A 25,941-nucleotide genomic window follows, 5' to 3' on the forward strand; every position below is an offset into this window, starting at 1 on the left:
GGCAGATGGTAACATCGCCCTTGGTGGTTCGAGCTGCGCCATCCCAGGCGCGACGTTTTACTCTTTTGCCTATTCTCACGGCTTCAGATCGCATCATCGTGATTTGTCGTCAGTCTGACTGGCCGCTCGCTTTGAGCCTCGCAATGTGTATCATTTACTGGCGCAGATAGATCTGTGGTAGTGCGGTTTCAGGGTGGCGTGAAATCCCCAAATCTGCCTGATACCAGCGAGTCAGCGTCTCGGCATTGAGCACTTCCGCTGGTGTGCCACAGGCCACCAGTTCGCCCTGTGCTAGCAGCAAAATACGATCGGCATAGAGTGCGGCCAGATTCAAATCATGCAACACACAGCACACCGCCAAGGGTTCTTGGTGGGTGAGCTGGCGCAATAGGCGCAGGGTATGCTGTTGATGATACAAATCTAATGCGGAGGTCGGTTCGTCAAGGAACAACCAGCGTGGTGTCGGTTGTGGTTGCCACAATTGTGCTAATACGCGGGCTAATTGTACCCGTTGTTGCTCACCACCAGACAGTGCGCGATAGTCACGCTGTGCCAGTGACAAACAGTCCGTTTGAGCCATCACCTCTTCTAAAGCTTGCCTATTTTGTGCCGCGCCATAAGGGGCTCGGCCCATCTGAATCACTTCGCTAACACTAAATGGAAAAGCCAGGCTGCTGTATTGCCGCATGACTGCACGGGTACGGGCCAATTCCTGCGGCTGCCAGCTCTTCAGATCTTTGCCGAGCAATTGGCATTCGCCATCAGAAGGGGTGAGGTAGCCGGTTAACAAGCGCAGCAGGGTTGATTTCCCCGCGCCATTCGGCCCGATAATGGCTACCATTTCGCCGCTGGCAATTTGTAGCGAAACATTCTTGATTAGCCTCTGGCCCTGCACATGATAGGCGAGCTGATTAGCCTCTAATAACGCCGGCGGTGTTACTGCTTGATTAACTCCAGCTATATCAACCACTGAGTTGCTCCCGCTGACGTAAAATCAGCCATAGAAAATAAGGGCCACCCAGTAGGCTGGTTATCAACCCGACCGGCATTTCAGCCGGGGCGACTAAGGTACGGGCCAGAGTATCGGCGGTCAGTAATAGACAAGCCCCACCCAGTGCGGCACCGGGCAGCAACCAGCGGTGGTCAGCACCGATACGCATGCGGATAAGATGTGGCACGACCAGCCCGATAAAACCGATAACTCCACTGACAGCCACCGCGGCACCGATCAAGATGGCGCTCAGTAATAGCAAACGCAGCTTGGCTTGGCGTACATTAACACCGAGGTAGTGTGCCTCTTCATCTCCTAGCTGCAACAGATTCAACTGACGCGCCTGTAATAATCCAAGAACACAGGCGGGTAGGATCAGAGAAGCCGCCACCATCAGTGTTGACCATTGAGCCTGGCCTAAGCTCCCCATACTCCAGAGTGAGAACTGGCGTAATTGCTGGTCATCACTGATATAAGTCAGCACCCCGACCGCCGCACCGCACAGCGCATTAATGGCGATACCAGCCAGTAGCAGGCGGGATAAGTTGCCATGGCCCCAGCGGCTGAGGGTAAAAATAATGGCTGAGATGGCCAGGCTGCCAATAAACGCGCCGACCATATGGCTATAAAGGGCTAATAGTGGCGGCAGGCTGAATGGCATGACAATAATTAGCCCGACACACAAAGCGGCACCACTACTGATACCCAATAGGCCGGGATCAGCCAGCGGATTACGGAATAACCCTTGCATGATGGCACCGGAAACCGCCAGCGCGCAGCCGACAACCACCGCCAACAACACGCGCGGCAGGCGGATATTCAACCAGATATGCCACATAGCATCATCTAATGATGCATGCCACAAGGTACGGAACGAGAGCGTCAAAGCCCCCATATTGGCCGAGCCGAGTGCTAATAAGATTAGAACCATCAGTAAGATGCTCAGCATCAGGCGTGGATGGATACGGCAATTCATTGCGCTTGTTCCATGCCTTTGCGCAGCAGCGCCAGCACTTGCGGCGTTTCCAAGCCAAAGCCAAGTAATGCCATGTCATCCACCACTAACAGGCGCTTATGTTGACCCGCGGGTGTCAGGGCTATACCGGGTAATTTCCAGACCCCCTCATTGCCACCCAGTGCTTTCACACCGGCACTGGTAATCAGCAATAAGTCCGGTGCACTAGCGACAACCCCCTCTTGTGACAGTGGGCGGTAGCGGCTAAAGCCTTGCATGGCATTGCTACCACCGGCGGCACGGATCATGGCATCTGCGGCAGTATTCTGACCGGCAGCCATCGGTGTCAGGCCACCGTGACTCATAACAAACAGCACTTTTACCGGCAGTGGCGTACTACTCACCGCAGCTAAACGTTGTTGGTAGTCTTTAATCAGTTTTTGGCCTTGTTCTGGCTGATGAAGCGCTGTGGCGACCGCACTAATCTTCGCCGTTACACTTTCCGGCGTGATTTGTCCCGGTACGGTAACCACGTTAACCCCGCTGTCGGCAACCTGTTTGAGTACCAATGAGGGTTGAGCCAGTTCGCTGACCAACAGCATGGTCGGCTTCATCGCCAAAATCCCTTCGGCATTGAGCATTCGCATGTACCCCACGTCAGGCAGCTTCTGCACTGCCTGCGGTTGTAGACTGGTACTGTCACGAGCCACAATCTCGCCACCAGCACCGAGTGCATAGGCGATTTCTGTTACATCACCACCAATGGTGACAATACGTTCTGCGGCGAATGTATTTAGCGGCAGAATACCGGCGCTCAGTGACAGAATGAAAGGGAGTGACAGCAGCCTTAGTCTCATGCAGCGATATCCTTATTGATCAGGCGCGCAATCTGCTCACGCCATTGATTTTGTTCTGGTTGCCCTTCGGTGCGTTGACCATAAAGTTGAGCAAGTTGGGTACCATCGGCGGCAAACAGTTCCAAACTGGTGACAAACCCATCTTTGGTTGGTTTACGGGTGATCCAGCTTTCAGCAATAGCAGTTTCAATCAGATGCAGCGTAAAGCGTTTATTGAAAACGTTAATCCAGTCTTGATGCGGGGCCACTTTCTCAATTAAACCGGTGAAAATTTGCACGCAGCCGCGGTTACCCACAAAAATCATGATTTCGTTCTGATCCTGCTGGGCGATATTCAGTAGTTGTGTCAGTGAACTGTTATCAACACGATAGGCGAGATCATCCCCGACGGCGCGGAATGCTTGCTGGCGGGTCAAATTATTGCGCTTAAGCAACTGGAAGAATTGGTGTACATCGGTCATGGCACGCCATTCGGTATCCACGGTGGCATCATCAACTGTTGGCTCGGCCACTTCAGGTGTGCTCAGTGCTTCTAATGGCAATGCTGGATTTTCTGTACTGATAAACTTCGCCAGCACGGCTTGCCAAGCCACCATATCCGTCTGTTCAGTAGCATAGACTTTATGTAACGCATCACCCTGCTGGTCAAAGAACTGGATACTATGGCGCACACCGTGGCGTGTCTCTTCTGACAGTGTGAATGCACTGGCCCACTGATTGAGGAACAACCGCAAATCCAATTCACGCGGGTTAAGGATTAAACCCGCATGACCGTTCAGATGTTGATTCTGGTAACGGCCCATCTGCTCATGCACGGCATAGGTGTTGCGGGTGATAGCTTTGGCTTCCCCCACCGCCTCCAATGCGGCCAGTAGGGTGCGGGCATCGCCTTGTAAGCGTTTTGCATCATGACCCACACGGCTATGAGTCAATTCCGCTTCTGAAATACCCATTAGTGTCGCTAAATCACGCGCGTATTTGCCTGGGTTATCCGCTTTGGCTTGTATGTACTGCTCATATATAGATTTGCTCATTAATGACATCCTCGTTCTATTGATTTTTTATATGCAGGTGACAGCGTTAAATGATAATCCGGTAACCCATAAATTGGATTACCGGATGAGTAGTTTCAGACTATCTTTTTTTAATGAATTACCACTGGTAACTCACAAATAGCTTCGCGTTGCGGCCATCTTGTGGCACGCCTTGCGGCGCGTAGTACTCTTTGTCGAATGCGTTGCCCAGAACCACGGTAGTTGTGACACCTTTCAGTTGTTCCTGGCCTTTATAGCTGACATAGAAATCATTGAGACCATAACCGGCCTGACGTTTACCGGTGCTTAACGGTTTGGAGCGGTCAGCAAATGTGGCAATCCAACCCACCGCGAAACCACTGCTGGCAACCGGGATATCCACTACGCTGGTGACGGTATCCGGGTTAATGGACTCGAGCCATTTATTGGTGCTCTGATTTTTACCCCGGGTACGGTTATAGGCCAGATCCCAGTTAAACAGGGCTGTTTTATAGCTCATGGTGGCATCCCAACCCCAGATTTTTACCCGGTCGATATTCACTGATGATGTGGTCATCGCCGTCATATTAACGCTGGTGTCGATATAGTCTTTCGCATTGGTATCGAAGTAGCTGGCCTTGAATTGCAGGTCATCTTCAGCCATTAGCAAATCATTGAAACGTAAACCAAACCCGTACTCTTGGGTTTCATTAGTTTCCGGTTTTAGATTCGGATTGGGCACCCAGTAGTTGGTGAGTGTCATTCCCGGGCGGATAGGAATTGAGAAGTGTTTTGAGTCGTTGTACATCTCGCCCATGGTTGGTGCGCGGAAAGCTTGGGCATAGGAGCCAAACAGCATCAACCAGTCAGTGGGGGTAACACTCACTGCGCCGCGTGATGACCATTTGTCGGCATCGACGTCAGCATAGCCTTCGCTGCTGCCGCTATAGTTGTCATAACGGGTACCGGCTAAAATGGACACTGGCAGGTCGCGCAGGGTGATTTCATCTTGTAGCCAGCCGGAGCCAAACCGAATATCTGCTTGTGGGAAGCTGGTCGTCGCGCCTCCCGGCGTCTGCTCTTGTTTATAGGCTTCTGTGCCGTAAGTCAGCAGGTGTGATGCAAAGCTGTCGGTAAACAAACGCGTCCGGTTTTCCAGCTTTCCGCCTTCCGTGGTTTGTTTACGTCCCTCTTCGGTTGCACCTTGTGGCCGTGCATTGATTTCCACTTCAGAGTAGTAAACCCGTGCGGTGGCATTCAACCACTCCTGATCCAGTGGCTTAAGGTGGTAACTGAGTTGGGCATCACGTTGGATCGTTGAACGATTGGTTATGACATTGCCACTGGAAGCTGCACTGGTTTGTGGATTTTTGGGTTCTATTGCGTTGTTGTTGTAATAGCGCAGATTGGCACTCAGTGATTGAATCTGGTCAATATGCCAGGTTCCTTTTGCCAGCACATTACTGATGGTTTCGTCATTTGGTGCATCAAAACCATTACTCTGACGGATATTGCCGATATCACGGGTACCGAAGGAGAGAATGCCATCAACATCATCGGTGCGGCCATAGGCACTGGCACCGAGGCCGAAACTGTGATCACCGGTAGCCGCAGAGCTGTAAACGCGGTAACCGGTATTTTGGCCCGCGAACAGCAAGTCAGCGGCATCGACAGTTTCAAAAGAGATAACACCACCTAATGCGCCACTGCCGTACAGCAGGGCAGATGGGCCACGTACTACTTCAACACGTTTCACCAGTGCCGGATCAAGGAAAGTGGCGTTCAGATGGCCGGTATCGGTACCTTGGCGAATACCATCAACCAGAGTCAATACACCTTGCTTACCGTAGCCACGTAGTGTCACATCCTGGCCGTTGACCCGCCCGCTGCCGGTGACGGTCAGCCCCGGTATTTTGCGCAGCATATCTGCCGCAGAGGTGGCGGTCTCGCTGGTCGGCGAGGTACCTTCAATCACGGTTACCATCATCGGTGCTTCAAAACTACTGCGCTCATTACCTGTTGCCGTAACCACCATGGTATCGGTAGTGTGCTTTTTACTGCTTGTCGGCGTGGTAGTGGTATCAGCCGCTTGAACGGCCAAAGGCAGCGTGCAAGCGATTGCCAAACTGAGTGGGGACCAGCGGAAACGGTCAGAAATGAAACGAGGCATGTCGGCAATTCTCCATATTTTCTATGCGAATAAAACAGATATATAGGTTGCTGGCTGCCTTGATTCGAGAATCTGGGTGGCTTGCTATCCCCTTCGTCTTTTGATGCTACAGCAGTATTAGCGGCCCGTTACTCGGCTCTGTACGGCTGCTGTTTTGCTGTAATACCCATGACGTGGGTTCTGTGTATGTTATTTGGTCAGTATTAGTTTGCCGGCCTTGGTCTGGCGCAGTTGATAGTGTTCGCCTTGATGGACGATAAAGGCGACACCGTGCTCTCCCAGCAGTTGTTCGCTGGTGACAGACAAGGGCTTACTTGCTGTCGGATACTCGACAGCAGGTTCGTCGTTCAACCTCGGTGTTTTATTCAACTGTGTGTCCATATATTTAGCACGGAAATGATAACGAGTATCAATATAATAAGCATTATCATGTATGATCGAATGTTACATCAAGACATATTTATTGTTAATTGATTTTTTAGCTGGCGAACTAAATCTGGCTCGACAAGTGCGTAAGTTTGATGCCAGTACCATCCGTGGCTCAAGGCCGTTAATGGTTGAATCAGGCAATCGCACGCGGGTCAGTCGTTGGCTTGGTTGGATGGACGAGATAATCGCGTAGCTGTACTTAGCCAAAAAACACCCACAGCCACGACGGTCTATGGCCTTCTGACGGCACTGGCAGAAAGTGAAGAAACTAAATATAATGAGGTCATACATTAACCAGAATTATATTAAGGAGGATTACTATGTTGACCCGTGAATTGTTTCTTTATTCACTCGTCTTTAGTGATCGTGATTGCTCAAGCGTTACCGGTATCGTGCTGCGATAACCTGCTTGAGCGAAGCTAACTAACACTCTGACAACTTCCCTCCGGCTTACCGGTTATCGTCGGCTTTATTGACGATAGGCATCTCTATGCCTGTAAAACTTGAGTAAGCAATGACCACATTACTTTCTGCAAAATCTGTCGGTTACGACAACACTTTCGGCCCACTGCTGGCTGAGATTTCCTTCGGCCTGAAAAAAGGTGACCGCATTGGTTTGATAGGCCATAACGGTTGTGGAAAAAGCACTCTGCTGAAAATCCTCAGCGGTGATCTTCCCGCCACGGCCGGTACTATCACTACCGCCAACCAGTGCCTGATGGCTCGGGTTGAACAACATCTCCCCGCCGCTTTAGATGATTGCACCTTACTGGATGCGGTGCTCAATCACCTCCCCAATAGCCTGCATCAACCAGAACGTTGGCAAGCAGAGGTTTTGCTCGTCAGCTTGGGGTTTGATGAACCCATTTGGACACTGACTGCCGGTACGTTAAGTGGTGGTCAGCATACGCGTCTGTTGCTGGCACGAGCACTGATCCGCCAGCCAGATTTGTTGCTATTGGATGAACCCAGTAACCATCTGGATTTACCTACCCTGCTGTGGCTGGAGCAGTTTCTCCTGAATTGGGGGGGCAGTTTTGTACTGGTTTCACATGATCGCAGTTTGCTGGATCGTGTGACCAACTGTACCTGGATTTTGCGTGACAAAAATCTGCAATTTATCCGCCTGCCTTGCACTCAGGCACGGCAGGCATTGGCGGAGAAAGATATCTCGGACAGTCATCGCCGTTTAGCCGAACAAAAGGAAATTGATCGGGTAGCAAAAAGCGCCAAGCGACTGGCCATCTGGGGCAGCGTGTATGACAACGAAAAGCTGGCGCGTAAGGCTAAACAAATGGAGAAGCAGGTCGATCGCCTCAAGGATGATCAAACTCAGGTTACCGCCGGTAATCAGTGGCAATTGCGCCTAAATGGCGAAGCTCTGGCGGCAGACCGAGTGCTGGCACTCTCAGATTTACGGGTTCGACCAGCGGCTCAGGCACCGGTGCTATTTGAATTGGCACAATTTCGGGTCAAAAGCGGTGATCGCGTCGCACTGGTAGGCCGCAATGGTTGCGGTAAATCTTCTCTGTTGCACTGCCTATGGCGGGCTTTTAGCCAACCAGAGACCGCCGACGTGGGAGTGACGTTCCATCCTAGGGTACGTGTGGGCTATTACGACCAAAGTCTGCAACAACTGCGTGACGAAGACACTCTATCCGAGGCTTTAGCCCCCTTTGCACCCTTGACCGAAGATCAGCGAAAAATGGCGTTGATCGGTGCCGGATTCCCCTATCTTCGGCATCAGCAGCAGGTTAGCACCTTGAGTGGTGGCGAGCGTTCACGCTTGTTATTTATCGGCCTGACACTGGCTAACTATTCATTGCTACTGCTTGATGAACCGACTAACCATCTTGATATGGAAGGTAAAGAAGAGCTGGCAAATACGCTGAAAACCTTCAGTGGTGCGGTGTTGCTGGTTTCCCATGACCGTACATTGATTGAACAAAGCTGCAATCGTTTTTGGTTAATCGATAAGCAGTGGTTGGAAGAGTGGCACCATCTAGAACCGGTCTATGCCATTTTGGCCGATAAACCCGCATCAGTTTCTGTGCCCGCCTCCACATTCGAACCTGAGTCGATAATGTTAGTGGAAAGTGAAGAAGAACAGTTGTTGGCTGAGTTGTTGGAATTAGAAAGTAAGCTGAAACAGGATCTGGCACGTAAGTTCAAGCATCAGAAGCCAGAGCTGCAATGCCAGTGGCGACAACAGATAGCGCAATTAAACACCTTACTTGATTTGACGTAATGCTCAAGCCGCAAGGATGCGGCTTGTTTTTGTGGCACGGCTAATCGAACTCAGCAAGCCCATTTTAGATTATAAAAACTAATCCAAATTACAGAATGTCGACCGCGTTACATTTATTGAAATAAACAACTGGTTGAAAGATCAAGTTCACTTCTTTTTGCTGTAATCATCACATTAATGCAGTTTTTTGTGTCGTAGCATCCTGCCGAACGAAATACATAATTCTTAGGAATTTTAATCTGCAAGGCTATGAAAGATGAAAATTTACAGTAACTTACCGATAACTCTCAATGATGTAATTGATGCACAAAAACGATTGAGAGGTCATATCTACAAAACAGGATTAGCGAGGTCGAATTATCTGAGTGAGCGCTGTCATGGCGAGATTTATCTGAAGTTTGAGAACATGCAACGTACCGGGTCATTCAAAATTCGCGGCGCATTCAATAAGCTCAGCTCACTCAGCGAAGAGGAGAGAAGGCAAGGGGTTGTGGCTTGTTCTGCGGGTAATCATGCGCAAGGGGTTTCTTTATCCTGTGCCATGTTGGGGATTAACAGCAAGGTGGTGATGCCAAATTGCGCCCCTAAATCAAAAATTGCGGCGACCAGTGAATATTCTGCGCAGGTGGTGCTACATGGTGAGAATTTCAACGATACCATAGCAAAAGCCAGTGAAATTATTGAAATGGAACACCGTATTTTTATTCACCCTTTCGATGATGAGAAAGTGATTGCTGGTCAGGGCACTATCGGGCTGGAAATACTCGAAGATCTCTATGATGTCGATAATGTGATTGTCCCTATTGGTGGCGGTGGATTAATTGCCGGTATCGCGCTGGCAATTAAATCTATTAATCCAACCATTAATATTATTGGCGTCCAGTCAGAGAATGTTCACGGCATGGCGGCATCTTATTATAGCGGTAGTATTACTAATCATCGTAAAACCGGTACGCTTGCCGATGGTTGTGATGTGACTCGCCCAGGTACGTTACCTTTTGAAATCGTCAAAACATTGGTTACCGACATTGTACTGGTCAGTGAAGATGAAATAAGAAAAAGTATGATTGACCTTATTCAGCGTAACAAGATTATTACCGAAGGTGCAGGTGCATTAGCATCCGCAGCATTATTAAGCGGCAAACTAAAAGATTATATCACCGGCAAAAAGACCGTCAGCATTATATCAGGCGGCAATATTGATTTATCGCGCGTATCACAAATAACGGGATTAGGCAGTATTTCGTAAAATATATTAATAAGGAATTTATTAATGGATATCGATAATGCTATTACAACCACTACCGCAATCGAAACAAAAACGTGGCGCAAATCAGATACAACCTGGACTTTGGGATTATTTGGCACAGCAATAGGGGCAGGCGTTTTATTCTTTCCAATCCGCGCAGGTTTCGGCGGTTTAATTCCTATTTTAATTATGTTGGTGTTGGCTTATCCGATTGCCTTTCTCTGTCATCGGGCATTGGCGCGTTTATGTTTATCTGGCAGTAATTGTTCAGGCAATATTACGGAGACCGTGGAAGAACACTTCGGTAAAACCGGTGGTGTGGTGATTACCTTCCTCTATTTTTTCGCAATTTGTCCGTTGTTGTGGATTTACGGCGTAACCATCACCAATACCTTTATGACCTTCTGGGAACATCAACTCCAACTGGCTCCGCTAAACCGTGGTGTGGTGGCGCTGGCGTTGCTATTGCTGATGGCTGGGGTGATTTACTTCGGTAAAGACCTGATGGTTAAGGTGATGAGTTTTCTGGTATTTCCGTTTATTACTTGTCTGGTATTAATCTCACTCTCACTTATCCCTTACTGGAATGCCTCGGTTATTGAGCAGGTGGATTTGAGCCAGATTTCTCTGCTAGGACACGATGGCATACTGGTGACGGTGTGGTTGGGTATTTCCATCATGGTGTTCTCTTTCAATTTCTCGCCGATTGTCTCTTCTTTCGTGGTCTCAAAGCGCGAAGAATATGAACCGGAGTTTGGCCGGGATTTTACTGAGAAAAAATGCTCTCAGATTATTAGTAAGGCCAGCATGTTGATGGTGGCTGTGGTGATGTTCTTTGCCTTTAGCTGCCTGTTTACGCTGTCGCCGCAAAATATGGCAGAAGCTAAGGCACAAAATATTCCAGTGCTGTCTTATCTGGCAAACCATTTTTCTGCCATGTCCGGTAGCAAATCGACCTTCTCCATTACGCTGGAATATGCCGCTTCACTGATTGCGCTGGTCGCTATTTTTAAATCTTTCTTCGGACATTATCTCGGTACGTTGGAAGGTCTCAATGGTCTGATTATTAAGTTCGGCTACCAAGGCGATAAAACTAAAATATCCGGTGGCAAGCTTAATCTGGTCAGTATGTTTTTCATCATGGGATCAACCTGGGTGGTGGCTTATCTCAACCCGAATATCCTTGATTTGATTGAAGCCATGGGGGCACCAATTATCGCCTCACTACTGTGTCTGCTGCCTATGTACGCCGTTCATAAACTGCCTTCTCTGGCCCGTTTCAGAGGCCGGCCAGAAAACTATTTTGTTACCCTCGTCGGTCTGCTGACCATCTTCAATATCGTCTACAAATTAATATAAGACGGCGCTTAAAAGCCCGTATTTTGCCCAAAAAACACGGGCGGAGTAATCACATGACATTAAATCCTACAGTTTTGGTTATTAACTGTGGTTCATCATCCATTAAATTTTCAGTACTGACCGCCGACAATTGTGACGCGGTAATCTCCGGGATTGCCGACGGTATTGGCACTGAAAAACCTTTTTTGCGGATTGATAGAGTCACTCAATTTCAATTGGCTCAATGGAATTATGTTGATGCATTAGCAGCGATTGCCGATGAGCTGGAAAAGCGTGGCCTTAATAAATCAATTTCGCTGATTGGCCACCGTATTGCCCATGGTGGTGAAATATTCAGTGAATCAGTGCTGATTGATGATTGGGTGGTGGAGGAAATCAAAAAGGTTTCGCCATTGGCTCCGCTACATAACTACGCCAATTTGCACGGCGTTGAGGCGGCACGCCAGCTATTTCCCGGCATTAAACAAGTCGCCGTATTTGATACCGGTTTTCATCAAACATTAAAACCGGAGGCTTATCTTTATGCGCTACCTTACCGCTATTTCCGCGAACAGGGGGTACGACGTTATGGTTTTCATGGCACGTCGTATCGCTATGTGGCAGGGCTTGCCGCGAGTTTCTTCGGATTTGATGGGAGCGATTGCGGCCTGATTATCGCTCATTTGGGGAATGGTGCATCTGTCTGCGCGGTTCAGGACGGCAAAAGCGTTGATACATCGATGGGCATGACCCCATTGGACGGTTTGGTCATGGGAACACGCAGTGGTGATGTGGACTTTGGCGCACTGGCATATCTGGCGCGCCAAACCGGGAAAAGTCTGGAAGATTTGGAGCATATGCTTAATAAGGAGTCCGGTTTATTGGGGATCTCCGGTCTGTCTGCTGATATGCGGACGCTGGAGAAAGCCTATCACGAGGGGCATGAAGCGGCGCGTCTGGCGATACATACCTTTGTGCATCGCCTTGCACGCCATATTGGCGGGCATATCAGTTCGCTGCGCCGGTTCGACGGCCTGATTCTGACCGGGGGAATTGGCGAAAACTCATCGCTTATCCGTCAGTTAACGCTGGAGCATCTGGCCGTTTTTGGTGTCGACATCGATCACGGTAAAAACAACCGGCTACAGCATGGAACCTCTCATGTCATCTCTACCGCCCGCTCACGGGTCGTTGCCGCAGTTATCCCCACCAATGAAGAAAAAATGATTGCGCTTGATGCGGTCCGCCTTGGCTATGCGCAACAGGACGCAGCGGTTTCCGAGGCTGTTTTTTGACCCTCAACCCCATGAAATCACCAGCTATATTCTGTTTATTGGAGTTTGTTCATGAAGATTGATGTTGATGTAAATAATAAAAAATATGCCGATGCATGGCTCGGATTTAGCGGGAACAATTGGCATAGCGAAATTAATGTCAGAGATTTTATCCAGCAGAACTATCAACCTTATGAAGGTGATGAGTCGTTTCTCTCCGGCGCCACCCCTGCGACCCAAAAATTGTGGGAGCAGGTTATGGAGGGGATTCGTTTGGAGAATGCGACTCATGCGCCGGTAGACTTTGATGATGATATTGCCACCACCATCACTGCCCATAAAGCGGGTTACATTGAACAACAGCTGGAAAAAATCGTCGGGCTACAGACCGATAAACCCCTGAAGCGTGCGTTACATCCTTTTGGCGGTATCAACATGGTGCAAAGCGCATTTGACGCCTATGGCCGTGAGATGGATGCCAACTTCAAATATATCTTCACTGATTTACGTAAAACCCATAATCAAGGCGTGTTCGATGTTTATTCGCCTGAGATGCTGAAATGTCGTAAATCCGGCATTTTGACCGGCCTGCCGGATGGCTATGGACGAGGGCGAATTATTGGCGACTATCGGCGTATCGCACTGTATGGCATTGCCTATCTGGTGCGGGAACGTGAGCTACAGTTTGCCGATTTACAGCCACAACTTGAGCAAGGTATTAAGTTGGAAAGTGTGATTCGTTTGCGCGAAGAGCTGGCTGAGCATCGCCACGCGCTGTTGCAGATTCAAACCATGGCCGCACGCTACGGTTGCGATATTTCAGGACCGGCCAAAAATGCTCAAGAAGCTATTCAGTGGCTCTATTTTGGTTATCTGGCCGCGGTGAAATCGCAAAATGGTGGTGCGATGTCACTGGGCCGCACCGCGACATTCCTCGATATTTATATCGAGCGCGATTTAGCCAACGGGGTGTTGAGCGAGCAGCAGGCGCAGGAGCTTATTGATCACTTCATCATGAAGATTCGCATGGTGCGTTTCCTGCGGACACCTGAGTTTGATTCACTGTTCTCCGGTGATCCGATTTGGGCCACGGAAGTGCTGGGCGGAATGGGCTTGGATGGCCGAACCTTAGTGACCAAGAATACCTTCCGTTATCTCAACACGTTGGAAACCATGGGGCCAGCGCCGGAGCCTAATTTAACCATTTTATGGTCGGAGGCGTTGCCACAGGCATTTAAGCGTTATGCGGCCAATGTCTCGATTCAGACATCTTCGTTGCAATATGAAAATGACGATCTGATGCGGCCAGATTTTAATAGCGACGATTATGCGATTGCCTGCTGTGTTAGCCCGATGGTGATCGGTAAGCAAATGCAATTCTTTGGTGCGCGCGCCAATCTGGCTAAAACGCTGCTGTATTGCATCAATGGTGGCATGGATGAAAAACTCAAAATTCAGGTCGGCCCGAAATGTGCCCCGATGACCGATGACGTGCTGGACTATGAACGGGTGATGGCTAGCCTCAACGTGTTTATGGATTGGTTAGCGGTGCAATATATCAGCGCCCTGAATCTCATCCATTATATGCATGACAAATACAGCTACGAAGCGTCACTGATGGCACTACATGATCGCGATGTTTATCGCACCATGGCCTGCGGTATCGCCGGGCTTTCGGTAGCGGCGGATTCGCTTTCAGCCATTAAATACGCCAAGGTTAAACCAATCCGTGATGCCGATGGGCTGGCTGTCGATTTTGCCATTGAGGGCGAATATCCTCAGTACGGTAACAACGACGAGCGTGTCGACACTATTGCTTGTGATTTAGTTGAGCGTTTTATGAAGAAAATCAGCAAGCTGCCAACCTATCGCCATGCAGTGCCGACGCAGTCAATTCTGACTATTACCTCTAATGTGGTGTATGGACAGAAAACGGGTAATACCCCCGACGGCCGACGCGACGGTATGCCATTTGCACCAGGTGCCAACCCTATGCATGGCCGTGATCGCAAAGGGGCCGTGGCATCACTCTCCTCTGTCAGCAAGCTGCCGTTCAAATATGCCAAAGATGGGATTTCTTACACGTTTTCGATTGTCCCTGCGGCCTTGGGCAAGGACTCGGCGGTGCGTAATAATAATCTGGTCGGCCTGCTGGATGGTTATTTCCACCATGATGAGTCGATGGAGGGTGGGCAGCATCTTAATGTCAATGTCATGAATCGCGATATGCTGCTGGATGCCATCGAACATCCAGAAAACTATCCAAATCTCACCATCCGTGTTTCTGGTTATGCCGTACGTTTTAACGCCCTGACGCCCGAGCAGCAGCAGGATGTGGTCTCCCGAACCTTCACCAATACGTTATAATTGTTAGCCCCTCCCTAACAAGAGGGGCCAATAGCTTATCTCTGCGTATTTCGCACTTTAATCCGGCTTTACGTTGTAGTGATGTTGAGCATAGCCGATTCGCCCTAGTCACTGTCACTTTCTGCCTGAGGCCATTCCCGCAGTTCGTATGCAATGACTGCCGGGTTGATATAAATCATATGCCAGCTACGGGCGCCTTGAACGGGTAGATCATCATGAATTTCAGCGGGGTTGACCATGATGATATCTCCGGCTGAAGACTCAACTCTGCCGATGTTACTCCATCGCCAATTCCCAAACGAAATGCAACAAAGTGACCCACCGGTCAGGTACGGATAAAATAGCCGTATTGACCCTGTCGGAGACCCTGTTGCATGAAGGGAAAACATTTGACTCAGCATGAGCGCTTTTACATCGAAAAACGAAAAGCTGAAGGCGTTAATCAGTCCTGCATTGCCAGAGAACTGGATGTCTCTCGCTCTACCCTGAGCCGGGAGCTCAGACGTAATACGGACCCCGCCTTCAACGGACTTTACTCCTCCAGACGCGCTGATGCCTTAGCCAGACAACGGCGGGGCGCCACCTCGGCACACAATGCCTGTGTCCCTCTGGGCCAGCAGACACAAGACTTTCTCCGGCAGGCGCTGGCTGTACATACCTCCCCTGAGGTTATCTGTGGGAGACTGAAAATCCAGTTTGATATCGCCGTCAGCAAAAATACCCTCTACCGCTATATCCGTTCGGACAGACAGGCTGGCGGTAAGCTTTACCTTCAGCTCCCTCACCGGGGTAAACGCTATCGCTATGATACGGGTGAGCCCGGACGCACGCCCATCCCGGACAGGGTTGGCATTGAGCACAGGCCTGCTGAGGCTGAACTCAAACAGGTTCCCGGGCATGTTGAAATCGATACGATTTTTGGCAAAGACCAGAAGTCATTCCTGCTGACGGTCGTGGACAAAGCCACAAAGCAGGTCATTATCCGTAAACTCCCCAATAAGTGCGCTGAGAGCGTCGTGGAAGCGTTCAGGGACATCGTGGCGAATACTTTCTGCGAGTTTAAAACCCTGACGGCAGATAACGGACCCGAGTTTGCGAAACATAAGGACATCACTCAGGTAACGGGCGCAAAGGTTTACTTTGCCCGGCCTTATCATTCCTGGGAGCGGGGGTTGAATGAGCATACCAACGGTCTGATACGGCGGTTTTATCCGAAAGGAACCGATTTTAATGGCGTCAGCGATGAAGATATTGCGAGACTGGAGCACATCCTCAACACTCGGGGGCGCAAATCTCTGGAATACAGCTCACCGAATGAGGTATTTTTAGAGTATCTACTCGCTGCATAACGCATGATGGTTTGTTGCGTTTCGTTCGGGAATGGGGCCATGAATGTTGTGATCCCTGAACAAAGATACCGATGCCAAACTCGTCATGGGAATGACGGGGAAAGGTGTGCTCGGTCAGTAATGACATCGCTTCGGCCCCCGGAATCACCTGATGATGCAGTTTGATTTGGTGAATTGCGCGTTTTAACGTCATCTCTCAGCAAATTCGAGAATTAAAATCAGAGAGTTAGAATCAAGCTGACGATAAAACCATTACTTCATTCGTACGTGTCTTACGCTAATATTGAAATCCGAGAATGGATTATCTTTAAAGCTTATCACTCTCTGGTTCTCAGTGAAAATACGTGCAGTATAGTGTGACAAATATAATAACCTGTTGAAAAGGCAATTTCATAATCCTCCTGATTTTAGGATGTAAAATTAAGCTGCTGATAATCCATCTTTATTTCTGTCAGAGAGTATACTATCACTTGATCGAAGTACCTTTTTTCTGCCCGATAAACAAAATGGTTTTTTTGTCAAAAGTGTCAAAATAATTTTTTGATCGACTAAAAAATGATTATATCTAAACTTTATATTTATTTTGCCGATAACTCATTATCAACTGGATGATGGCTTGATATTGTCGTTGTGTTAGGCGAGATAGGGTGGTTCATCATATGACATTATGAAGATAATATTATTATCTTAAGGGATACTTATGTTGCCAACATCTCATGATAATATAAAGATTGAATTTTTATTTGGTGGGTTTATATTTTTAATCGCATATTTTTTTGTGTTCATATTTAATTTAAGTGAGGTGCTGTTTCCCTATTTGTCAAAATATAAGAAATATAATCTAGATGCGGTTTTTATTGCACTAAATGTCACCGGATTGCTGGGGTTTATCTATAGCTCATTGCGAATAAACAGAATGTCAAAGGAGATAGCGAAACGTATTGAGGCAGAAAAGAGCATCAACTGGATGTCTAGCCATGATATCTTAACGGATCTACCTAACCAAAAATTTCTCGACTCTTATATTTCACGTTCTGCTAAGAATAAAGATGCACTAAATTATGTGGTTCTAAGTATAGAGATTAATAAGTTTAAAGATGTCAACGATCTGCTCGACTACGACCACCGAAATGAAATATTTAAGCTGGTTGGACAGCGCCTCTCTTATATGTTCCCAGATAATGTCTATAAATTACGTGGTGATGAGTTTTTGGTATTAAAGTCAAATAAAGATAAAGCAGACCTATCATTGCTGGGCGAGCGCATAGTGAAGACTATTTGCAGCCTTATTCAAATTGGCGATTTTACCTTTAATATAGCCGCCAATGTTGGTATCTCCCGCTATCCTGAAGATTCTGGCGATCTTCGACAAGCTATTCAGCAATCGGCCTGTGCTTTGTACATTGCTAAGAAGGCCGGTCGTGAGGAAGTCCGAGTCTTTACTCCCTTGATGCAGAATACACTTTTATCCCGAGCCCAACTTAAGAGTGATTTTAAGAAAGCGTTGGCGAGTAATGCTTTCTCTGTCTATTACCAGCCGTTAGTGGACCTGAGAACCGAAAAAACAGTCGGTTTTGAAGCCCTTGCGCGCTGGGAGATTTCCCCAGGCAAATTCATTTCCCCTACTCTATTCATCCCTCTGGCAGAAGAGATGGGTAAAATCTCTGAGCTGACGGAGCAGTTGTTTCGGCGGGCCTGTCTCGAAACATTAAGCTGGCCTGCTCATCTGGTACTGTCATTTAATATTTCCCCGATACTGCTGTGTAATAAGCAACTGAGCACGCACATCATGAGTGTCATGAATGAGTTGGGGCTGCCCGCAGATCGTCTGGAGGTAGAAATCACGGAAAGTGCACTTTTTCAGAATGCCAATGTAGCCCGATTTACGCTTAAAAAACTGAGGGATGAGGGAATAAAAATTGCGTTAGACGATTTTGGTACCGGTTACTCCAGCCTTTCTCAGCTTTGCAACTTCTCATTTGATAAGTTAAAGATTGATAAGAGCTTCATCGATACTTTCCAACACAATGAAAAAAAAGAAAAAATCGTACGTGCCATTATCTCATTGGCCAGTTCTCTGGGGGTGAAAGTCACCGCCGAAGGTATCGAACACACCAGTCAACTTGTGCGTCTACAGGATATTGGGTGTGATATTGGCCAGGGATATCTGCTTGGTATGCCCGCAGCGAAAGCGGTCCTATATCCGGTGGAATCCTTATTGATTTATAAATTTTCTCCAGAAGTCGCTGAGAAAGAGAGCGCATAAAAACAGGAGGATATACCGCTGAGGTATTGGCAGTGGGCAATATTTCTCTGTGGGAGTATGAGGGGGGAATCATTGAGGGTACGCTGTGCCCTTCGCTGTGCCCTTCGCTGTGCCCTTCGCTGTGCCCTTCGCTGTGCCCTTCGCTGGCAGGCAGCGAAGGGCGGTAACATTAAAACTTAGTCCAGCCGCCCTGTTCTGCGACTAATGCGACACTCTTAATTCGTGTCTTTGGCCTGAGCAGAGGGCCTGTTGAAACGCCAGGTGCCTTTCCTTTGATTTTAAATACCGAGACAATTTCTGTTAGTTGACGAGCCTGCTCTTCCAGCGAGGCAGCAGCAGCAGCAGATTGCTGCACTAAGGCGGCATTTTGCTGCGTGACGCTGTCCATTTGAACCACCGCAGAACCAATTTGGCTGATCCCTTTACTCTGTTCGGTCGAGGCTGCGGCTATTTCGCTCATAATGTCATTTACGTTGCTGACTGAGCTCACGATTTTGTCCATCGCATCACCTGCTCGCGTCACCTGTTCAGACCCGGATTTAATATTTTTAACTGACTCATTGATCAGCACATCAATCTCTTTTGCTGCCTGTGCGCTGCGTTGCGCCAAATTTCTCACTTCACTGGCGACAACGGCAAATCCCCGGCCTTGTTCCCCTGCTCGTGCTGCTTCGACCGCGGCATTTAACGCAAGAATATTGGTTTGAAACGCAATACTGTTGATGACGCCAATGATATCGACGATTTTATGTGAGCTGCTGGTAATTTTCGTCATGGTGGCAATGACGCCACTGACAATTACGCCGCCCTGTTGTGCTTCCCGAGTGGCCTGGTTCGCCAGTGTACTTGCCTGACCGGCATTATCTGCATTCTGCTGAACGGTTGAACCGAGTTGTTCCATGCTGGAGGCGGTCTCTTCCAGCGCCGAGGCTTGTTCTTCAGTTCGGGAAGACAAATCGGTATTTCCGACTGATATCTCACTAGAACCCCTGTAAATCGAATCCGCACTGTTGCGGATTTCAAACACCGTTTTGGCCCAGTTATCCTGCATCTTGTTAATATAAGGAATTAACTGGCCAATACAGTTTCTACCCTGATCTACGATGTTGTGGTCAAGTATGCCTTGTGCCAGAGATTCAAGATGAGCTTTTACTCTGTTCAAAGGCTTAACGAGAAAGTTAACCAGATAGCGGTCGGTTGTTACCATGATCAGCACACTGATTAATAACGCACTGACTAGGATATATTGACACCACACTAGCCATTGGGAAATCCGCTGATTTGCTTCTTCATTTAGGGATATAATTTTTGCGTTGTATTTGTCTATCGCTGCACTGAAGTTCCGTCTTAACGGAAGATATTTACCTGTTTTTATTACTTCAAAATTGTTTATATTTTTCTCTCTTGCTGATTCAAACATCGGCAAAACTGCACTGTTATAGAGATTAAAAGAACTGTTATAAATATCATCTATTGTGGTTGAGTCAATTTTCCCATGATCAATAGTTTTAAATTGACTGAGCCCATTTTTAAGGCCGTCTAATTCGGTAAGAGTTGCCTTCATCTCAAGATCGAAAACTCCAGTGTCATTTTTCGCCATTGCTCCCATAGCACGTTCCATCGCTGTTGTCGCGCGGTAGTATTGTGCATTGGCACTATTAATAATATCGCCATTTTGCTGCTGAGTATGGGTTACACCTAGCTCTTGGTTTAATTGCTTAAGAGAGTATAAAGCAAAGCCTGATGCCCCGGCCCACAACAGTGAAAACACGATGAGAATGAGTATAAGTGCCGTTCTTATTTTAATATTTTGTATGAATCTCATGTTATTAAACCTCAAATGTCGGACACGGGAAAGATACCTTGGAAAGGCAGTTAATAACTAATTTCGGTGTCTATAAAACAGTTGAGTAAATTGTTTTATATTTCATCTTTATTATTATCGGCGGTTGAGATTTTATCTTGAGTTGTTTTTTTGTTATAGAGTAAATAATGTGTTTTTAATGAAGTGATAAAATTATATTTATACATTAGGCCATCAAGATTAGACCTATTAGCTCACTTGATTAAATGAGTTGGTTATAATTAGTACAATAAATAAAAGGTGAAATACTCATGTTTATCATGATCTAATGTGGTTTATTAAATTTAAAATTGAATTGCTCAATAGATATCACATAACAAATTATCAAGAAGTGTCATTCTTTATAAGACTTAATTATTCAAAAATAGGATGTGTTTTCTGAATAATTTGAATTTATGGGCACGGCCAATATCACTTTTTTCTTGGAGAAATCAGCACGATTGGAAAAGTTAAAGATCAAAGTGACATTATTTTAGGGTGGATTCACTGAGTTTTTTGAAAAACTTGCCGAAAACTTATAAATTTCATAACACAGGTATGATTTATAATGACAGAATTAAATATCTATGGGCAAGCACTGGGCAAATCATTACCCGACTGGTTGCCTCGAACAACTCCCCAACGGATTATCCTCAAAGGAGACTATTGCCTCCTTGAACCTATTGATATCAAGCATAGCAAGGATCTATTTGAAGCCTGGCACAGCATTGATGACGAGCGTGACTGGACTTACTTTCACATTAATCGCCCCATCACAATTAGGCAATGTGACCATTATATTGCCTCTCTTAGTGCAAGTAAGGACCCTCTCTTTTATTCAGTCATCAATTACTCCACCGGAAAAGCAGTAGGTTTTATCGCGTTACAACGCATTGACCCCGAGAATGGGGCGGTAGAAATCGGTTGGATTAACTGGTCACCGTTGATGAAACGTACTTTATGCAGCACTGAGGCAATATTTCTTTTGCTATCCTATGCGCTGGATACTTTGCAATACCGGCGATGTGCGTGGAAGTGTGACAGTTTGCACCAGCCAGCGATTCAAGCGGCAGAACGCTTGGGATTTCAATACGAAGGTACTTTCAGACAAATACAAGTATCCAAAGGGCATAGTCGTGACACCCGTTGGTATTCTATTATCGAGAGTGAATGGCCAGGGATTCGGCGAGCTATACAGCTTTGGCTAAGCTCAGCTAACCTGGATGACCGGGGTAAACAGAAGCAGAAATTGGCCGAGTTTATGCCAGTGACAGAAGAGTAGTTATTTTCAATTAGCGTAATGCTGGCTTCACATCACCGAAGCCAGTGTATGGCATCTTATTGTTTATTATAGTATAAATCGTAATTCTGGTTAGTTATGCTGCTCATTTAGAGGTTAGTGGCAAATCATGGGGTGATTTTACTCAATGTGAGACGTAATAGTCATTTTGGTCTTCAATCAGCGCAAGGATTGGAAGACGATGTAGAAAATAGTTTGGCTATATAATAAATTGATATTGAAAGTTATTTTTTGTGTGACTTTTCGATGATGTAGTGAGCACAAAATCTCTACATGAGTGAGTGACAGTGCGGAGTGTCCTACCATTTACTGCCGAATGGTATTTGTCAGCCTGGGTGCACAAAACGGAAATCGATAACGCCTAATGCTAGAGCTAAAATGTGGAAGCAATACCGCCATCGTAGTACTACATGAGATTTATGGTATTAATCCGCATATCAGGCGGGTGTGTCATGAATATCATGCGATGGAGAGGGACGTTTATTGCCTCAATCTTATTGGGCGTGATGAGCCATTTAGCTATGCACAGCAGAATGAGGCATATCGCTATTTTATTGAAAATGTAGGTTTTGACACATCCCATATCGTTACTCTGCTCCAGACTCTGCGGCCACAGTATGACAATCTTATCCTCGTAGGATTTAGTGTTGGAGCCACGCTTGCGGCCAGAAGCGGGTTATGTGCAAGGGTTGTCTGCCACTACGGTTCACGTATCCGCGAGCACAGCGATATTGCGCCACCTTGTCCAGCCCTTGTCATCCTTGCCCGACATGAGGCTTCTTTCGACACGACAATCCTGCAAAGTGAACTAAAAAAATATCCTAATGTTGATAGCCGCATATTCAGCAGCCATCATGGGTTTTGTGATGGGGATAATGCCAACTTTGATGCAGAAAATGCCGATCTTGCAACTAGATTGGTACACCAGTTTATAGGGTAGCTTTGAAAAAATGGGAAAGTTTTCCATTAATACTCTAGCCCGCACGATTAGCGACTACTTTTGCGGTAGTGTATGTCCTATTACGTTAATGAGGCGCGCGGCTACTGACTTTCTTCTCTATATTTTAAATAATAAACATTTAAATTGTTAATGCCATATTTTCTACAGATACTACGACGATAGCCACTGACGGTTTTATAACTGAGTGATAACCTTTTTGAAATCTGAACAGAATTTAAACCTGATATAATACATTGTAATGTTTCATTTTCTCGTTTAGTTAATTTATTTTTAACAAGATTATCGTCATCAAGAGGTATGAAATGACCGCCATAGCGGTTGTGACATATTGTCCCTATTGTTTTTTTGATGTAAGGCATATTACTTTTTCTGTATATGACTGCATGATATATATTAGGGAGGTTAGACAGGTCAGAGTAGTTGTCACAAAATAAAATAATCCCTACATTGTGGGATGACTTTATTTTAATTAATAGATCATGAACTTCACTATGTTTGAATCCAGTAATGTCAAGTAGTATCAGCTTGAGTTTCCCATCTATATTTTTTATCAGTGAGGGAATAGAACGGTAAACCCTTATTACTGAGTCTTCTGAATGTTGGTATAGCACATCATTCAATAGTATTTTGAAAGAGAAAGACATAAGCCCGCACTGACTGAGGATAAAATAGTTCATATAATAATTCCTTTTATTTTTAACTAATGAATGAAAATAAGAAAATCCACTGCGAAATAGTGATGTATTTACTGATGATACTCTCGGAAAGATAAATATAGCCGTAGTGAACATCATTGCTAAAGGCCAAAAATCGCCATGCCTTCCCCCAATAATGCTTCGCTGAAAACAGCGGCTATCTAAAGGGAAAGTCAATTAGCCTGCCAGAAAAATTGATAGCTAAGTTTATTAGAACTTAAGATTTCAGCTATTTGTAGCAGGCCATAATCATCTGATTTTTATTTACTTATATCTAATATAGAAATCTAGATTAGAAATTATATTTCACACCTAGCATTACAGCGGTATCACTGTAACCTTTGTTGCCGATTTGCTGGGCAACATTACCCCACAGGTTAACTTTTTTATTGATTTGGCCTTCAACACCCACTTTTAATTCACCGATATTGGCGGCCCCATCTTGCTTCACTGTCACGTTATCCATAGTGACACCAAAGTCTTTGGTATTATGGATCCAGTTTGCTTCTACAAATGGCTGAAATACTCGGTCTTTACCTTTATCCTGGCTGCTATAGCCATTCATAAAGGCTTTCACACCCAGACGGGTCTGAATATTGCCATCACCTTCACCAGAGACATTCGTGCCGTTAGCTTCTTTATGGTCGTCAGCTTTCACACCCATCCAGGTCACCTGCGCTTTAGGCTGGATAAAGTAGGTGGCATTTTTAGCGGCATTTTCACCGATTTTGAAGGTATAACCACTCTCAACCGAGGCAGTTATCCCCTTAGACTTATATTCTTCAGTATTCAAATCTTGACCGTCAACGGTGTTGTTGAACCAGCTGTATTGCGCCCAACTGTCAACATATAAGCCGGACTTATCGGCCTCGTTGGCATACCAGGTCCCGTAGACACCGGCGCTGTAACCGTCAGTTGACCCTTTAGCGTTGTAACCGGACACTTGCGAGATGGTGGTGCTTTTGCTGTTACCATACCCAGCCATAACGCCCAGATGGAAACGGTCCATGTCGTTATTGCTCCACTGAGCAATATCTCCGCCTAATTGCAGCACATAACGGTTAGCCTGTGTGCTCAGTTGATCTTGAGAATCACGGAAACGGTTATGCCCACCCTCGTTACGCAACCACATACTGGTTACTTTCTGTTCGCCAGTCAGTGCGTCGATATACTGAGTTTCGCCCAAACGATCATGCAAACGAGTGACAAACATATTATTAGCCGAGGCTAAGTTGGCAGTATAGCCGCCAGCTTCTGGACGCTCAGTCATAGCAGATGGAACTGTTGGGTCTGAAGGTGGCGTAGGAATAACAGCATTAGTCAGATACCAGTTATTGGCATTAGCATCAGAACCGCGCATCAATGAATAATCATAAGCACCGGCAACGATACGATCCTTTTGAATAAACTCACCGCCAGATAAGCCATTAACCTGAATCAATTCAATACCGTTTAACGTTGTCGCGCCAGTGCCACCCGCGTTAGTCACGCTGACGAAGGTGTTCCCTGAAGTGTTACCTTCGACGATCATTTTATCCGTTATGGAGTTGTCGTCATTTAATTCAGTATTAAACAATAAGTTACCGTTATTACCAATATAGTCACCATGGACAGTTAATACGTCGCCTGCAATAGGATTGGAGAAATTAATTGTCCCGGCGTTAGTCAGCTCAGCGACGTCAGAACTTGCCATCATATTCCACATGGCGCGACTATCAATATTCACCTGGCCGCCATTACGTGCAAGACCATTCCATTGTGTATTGTTAATGCTGAGATTAGCTTGGCTACCTAAACCTGACTGGATATCACCATTTAAAACCATATCGTTTGCATTAACATTAACGATACCAAAGTTCGCCAGGCTAGCATCGGTATCTGCATTTATTAATATGCCATTGTTAATAACACTACTGTTATCAAGGACTGCATTGATGGTGCCACCAAGAGCATTAAATGTTTTGCCGTTTTGACTATGTATATTGGCATTCTGTTGATTCATAGTCACAATTGCTTGTGTGTTACTATTCACTGCATCAGCGTTATTACCACTAGTAACTATATTGGTATTAGTCACATTAACAGTGGTCCCACTGTCATTAGCCTGAACAGCATACGCATTATTACCCACCGTACTGATGTTATTGCCCTGACTAATAATAGAACTCGCGGAACTGGCCATCATGGCTACTGCACCATTACTGGCTGTACTGATAGTGCTACCCGTAATATCAGCCTGGCCGCCTAAAACTGCTTGGATAGCGGTATTATTAGCGCCGAGGGTTTTAACCGATGCTCCTGGGTTAATAACAATTTTACCACCTGGCCCTCTCGCACTTACTGCGGTTGCCTGATGAGTGATAATTTGCGTATTTCCACTGACAATCGCTAAAGATGATCCATTACCATTCAGTTCAGAAGAGACTAGCGCAGTACCCGCCCCGAATGTTTCCAGGGTACTGTCGATGATATCAAATTGAGTATTTGCACTATTTGTTGTTTCAACGAAGACCGCAGCGGCAGAGGCTCCACCGGTACTGGCGTATGAGCCGGTCATGCTCCCTCGTGAACCATTTGCTATTTGTAAAGCACTGGCACTTGAGCCGAGATAAGCACCTGTTGTTGTCAATCTAGAG

The 25,941-nt window shown here is 46.6% G+C and carries 20 protein-coding genes; 10 read left to right on the forward strand and 10 right to left on the reverse strand.

Annotated features, from left to right (window positions below; all coding sequences use genetic code 11):
- Window positions 1–154: 154 nt before the first annotated feature.
- The 6 genes from ACWJJO_RS01740 to hemP all read right to left on the reverse strand — a co-directional run bounded on the left by ACWJJO_RS01740 (window position 155) and on the right by hemP (window position 6,367).
- The gene (locus tag ACWJJO_RS01740; protein ID WP_083163925.1) at window positions 155–961 is read right to left on the reverse strand and encodes a heme ABC transporter ATP-binding protein; all 807 of its coding nucleotides are present in this window, start codon (window positions 959–961) and stop codon (window positions 155–157) included.
- A gap of 1 nt (window position 962) precedes the next feature.
- Window positions 963–1,967 (reverse strand): FecCD family ABC transporter permease, encoded by a 1,005-nt coding sequence (locus tag ACWJJO_RS01745; RefSeq protein ID WP_083161071.1) that lies wholly within the window; start codon window positions 1,965–1,967, stop codon window positions 963–965.
- Window positions 1,964–2,803, reverse strand: coding sequence for a heme/hemin ABC transporter substrate-binding protein (locus tag ACWJJO_RS01750; protein ID WP_481090560.1), 840 nt, complete (start codon window positions 2,801–2,803; stop codon window positions 1,964–1,966). The genes ACWJJO_RS01745 and ACWJJO_RS01750 overlap by 4 nt, the downstream gene beginning before the upstream one ends.
- The gene (locus ACWJJO_RS01755; RefSeq protein WP_372568555.1) at window positions 2,800–3,837 is read right to left on the reverse strand and encodes a hemin-degrading factor; all 1,038 of its coding nucleotides are present in this window, start codon (window positions 3,835–3,837) and stop codon (window positions 2,800–2,802) included. Before ACWJJO_RS01755 ends, ACWJJO_RS01750 begins: the two co-directional genes overlap by 4 nt.
- Before the next feature lie 118 nt (window positions 3,838–3,955).
- Window positions 3,956–5,986, reverse strand: coding sequence for a TonB-dependent hemoglobin/transferrin/lactoferrin family receptor (locus tag ACWJJO_RS01760; RefSeq protein WP_481090561.1), 2,031 nt, complete (start codon window positions 5,984–5,986; stop codon window positions 3,956–3,958).
- Between the two features lie 189 nt (window positions 5,987–6,175).
- The gene (hemP, locus tag ACWJJO_RS01765) at window positions 6,176–6,367 is read right to left on the reverse strand and encodes a hemin uptake protein HemP (RefSeq protein WP_083161063.1); all 192 of its coding nucleotides are present in this window, start codon (window positions 6,365–6,367) and stop codon (window positions 6,176–6,178) included.
- Between the two features lie 82 nt (window positions 6,368–6,449).
- Here hemP and ACWJJO_RS01770 point away from each other — a divergent pair, with 82 nt between their 5' ends.
- The 6 genes from ACWJJO_RS01770 (at window position 6,450) to pflB (ending at window position 14,891) form a co-directional block, all read left to right on the forward strand.
- The gene (locus tag ACWJJO_RS01770; RefSeq protein ID WP_420072900.1) at window positions 6,450–6,608 is read left to right on the forward strand and encodes a hypothetical protein; all 159 of its coding nucleotides are present in this window, start codon (window positions 6,450–6,452) and stop codon (window positions 6,606–6,608) included.
- 321 nt (window positions 6,609–6,929) lie between these two features.
- Window positions 6,930–8,663, forward strand: a complete 1,734-nt coding sequence (locus ACWJJO_RS01775; protein ID WP_481090562.1) for an ABC-F family ATP-binding cassette domain-containing protein — start codon at window positions 6,930–6,932, stop codon at window positions 8,661–8,663.
- 256 nt (window positions 8,664–8,919) lie between these two features.
- Complete coding sequence (gene tdcB / locus ACWJJO_RS01780; protein WP_083161057.1) at window positions 8,920–9,912, forward strand: bifunctional threonine ammonia-lyase/L-serine ammonia-lyase TdcB; 993 nt, start codon at window positions 8,920–8,922, stop codon at window positions 9,910–9,912.
- A 24-nt stretch (window positions 9,913–9,936) separates the two neighbouring features.
- Window positions 9,937–11,271 (forward strand): threonine/serine transporter TdcC, encoded by a 1,335-nt coding sequence (gene tdcC, locus ACWJJO_RS01785; protein WP_372559960.1) that lies wholly within the window; start codon window positions 9,937–9,939, stop codon window positions 11,269–11,271.
- 53 nt (window positions 11,272–11,324) lie between these two features.
- A complete protein-coding gene (gene tdcD / locus ACWJJO_RS01790) occupies window positions 11,325–12,545 on the forward strand; it encodes a propionate kinase (protein ID WP_372568557.1) in 1,221 nt (406 codons plus the stop codon).
- A gap of 51 nt (window positions 12,546–12,596) precedes the next feature.
- The gene (pflB, locus tag ACWJJO_RS01795; RefSeq protein WP_420073847.1) at window positions 12,597–14,891 is read left to right on the forward strand and encodes a formate C-acetyltransferase; all 2,295 of its coding nucleotides are present in this window, start codon (window positions 12,597–12,599) and stop codon (window positions 14,889–14,891) included.
- Window positions 14,892–14,995: 104 nt separating this feature from the next.
- Here the strand turns inward: pflB and ACWJJO_RS01800 are convergent, their stop codons facing one another.
- The gene (locus tag ACWJJO_RS01800; RefSeq protein ID WP_481090563.1) at window positions 14,996–15,130 is read right to left on the reverse strand and encodes a hypothetical protein; all 135 of its coding nucleotides are present in this window, start codon (window positions 15,128–15,130) and stop codon (window positions 14,996–14,998) included.
- Between the two features lie 135 nt (window positions 15,131–15,265).
- On the opposite strand from ACWJJO_RS01800, the gene ACWJJO_RS01805 reads away from it, so the two are divergent.
- Window positions 15,266–16,240, forward strand: a complete 975-nt coding sequence (locus ACWJJO_RS01805; RefSeq protein ID WP_481090564.1) for an IS30 family transposase — start codon at window positions 15,266–15,268, stop codon at window positions 16,238–16,240.
- Between the two features lie 700 nt (window positions 16,241–16,940).
- Complete coding sequence (locus tag ACWJJO_RS01810; RefSeq protein WP_481090565.1) at window positions 16,941–18,506, forward strand: putative bifunctional diguanylate cyclase/phosphodiesterase; 1,566 nt, start codon at window positions 16,941–16,943, stop codon at window positions 18,504–18,506.
- Between the two features lie 169 nt (window positions 18,507–18,675).
- Here the strand turns inward: ACWJJO_RS01810 and ACWJJO_RS01815 are convergent, their stop codons facing one another.
- Complete coding sequence (locus ACWJJO_RS01815) at window positions 18,676–20,331, reverse strand: methyl-accepting chemotaxis protein (protein ID WP_083161047.1); 1,656 nt, start codon at window positions 20,329–20,331, stop codon at window positions 18,676–18,678.
- Between the two features lie 586 nt (window positions 20,332–20,917).
- Here ACWJJO_RS01815 and ACWJJO_RS01820 point away from each other — a divergent pair.
- Both ACWJJO_RS01820 and ACWJJO_RS01825 read left to right on the forward strand, forming a co-directional pair.
- Window positions 20,918–21,631, forward strand: coding sequence for a GNAT family N-acetyltransferase (locus ACWJJO_RS01820; RefSeq protein ID WP_083161044.1), 714 nt, complete (start codon window positions 20,918–20,920; stop codon window positions 21,629–21,631).
- A gap of 382 nt (window positions 21,632–22,013) precedes the next feature.
- Entirely contained in the window at window positions 22,014–22,589 is a 576-nt protein-coding gene (locus tag ACWJJO_RS01825; RefSeq protein ID WP_083161042.1) for a dienelactone hydrolase family protein, read from the forward strand.
- Between the two features lie 101 nt (window positions 22,590–22,690).
- On the opposite strand, the gene ACWJJO_RS01830 is transcribed toward ACWJJO_RS01825, so the two are convergent.
- Together ACWJJO_RS01830 and ACWJJO_RS01835 are read right to left on the reverse strand one after the other, a co-directional pair.
- Window positions 22,691–23,287, reverse strand: coding sequence for a response regulator transcription factor (locus tag ACWJJO_RS01830; RefSeq protein WP_442848207.1), 597 nt, complete (start codon window positions 23,285–23,287; stop codon window positions 22,691–22,693).
- 310 nt (window positions 23,288–23,597) lie between these two features.
- The gene (locus ACWJJO_RS01835) at window positions 23,598–25,862 is read right to left on the reverse strand and encodes an autotransporter outer membrane beta-barrel domain-containing protein (protein WP_481090566.1); all 2,265 of its coding nucleotides are present in this window, start codon (window positions 25,860–25,862) and stop codon (window positions 23,598–23,600) included.
- Window positions 25,863–25,941 lie beyond the last annotated feature (79 nt).

The organism is Yersinia antarctica (assembly GCF_056636475.1).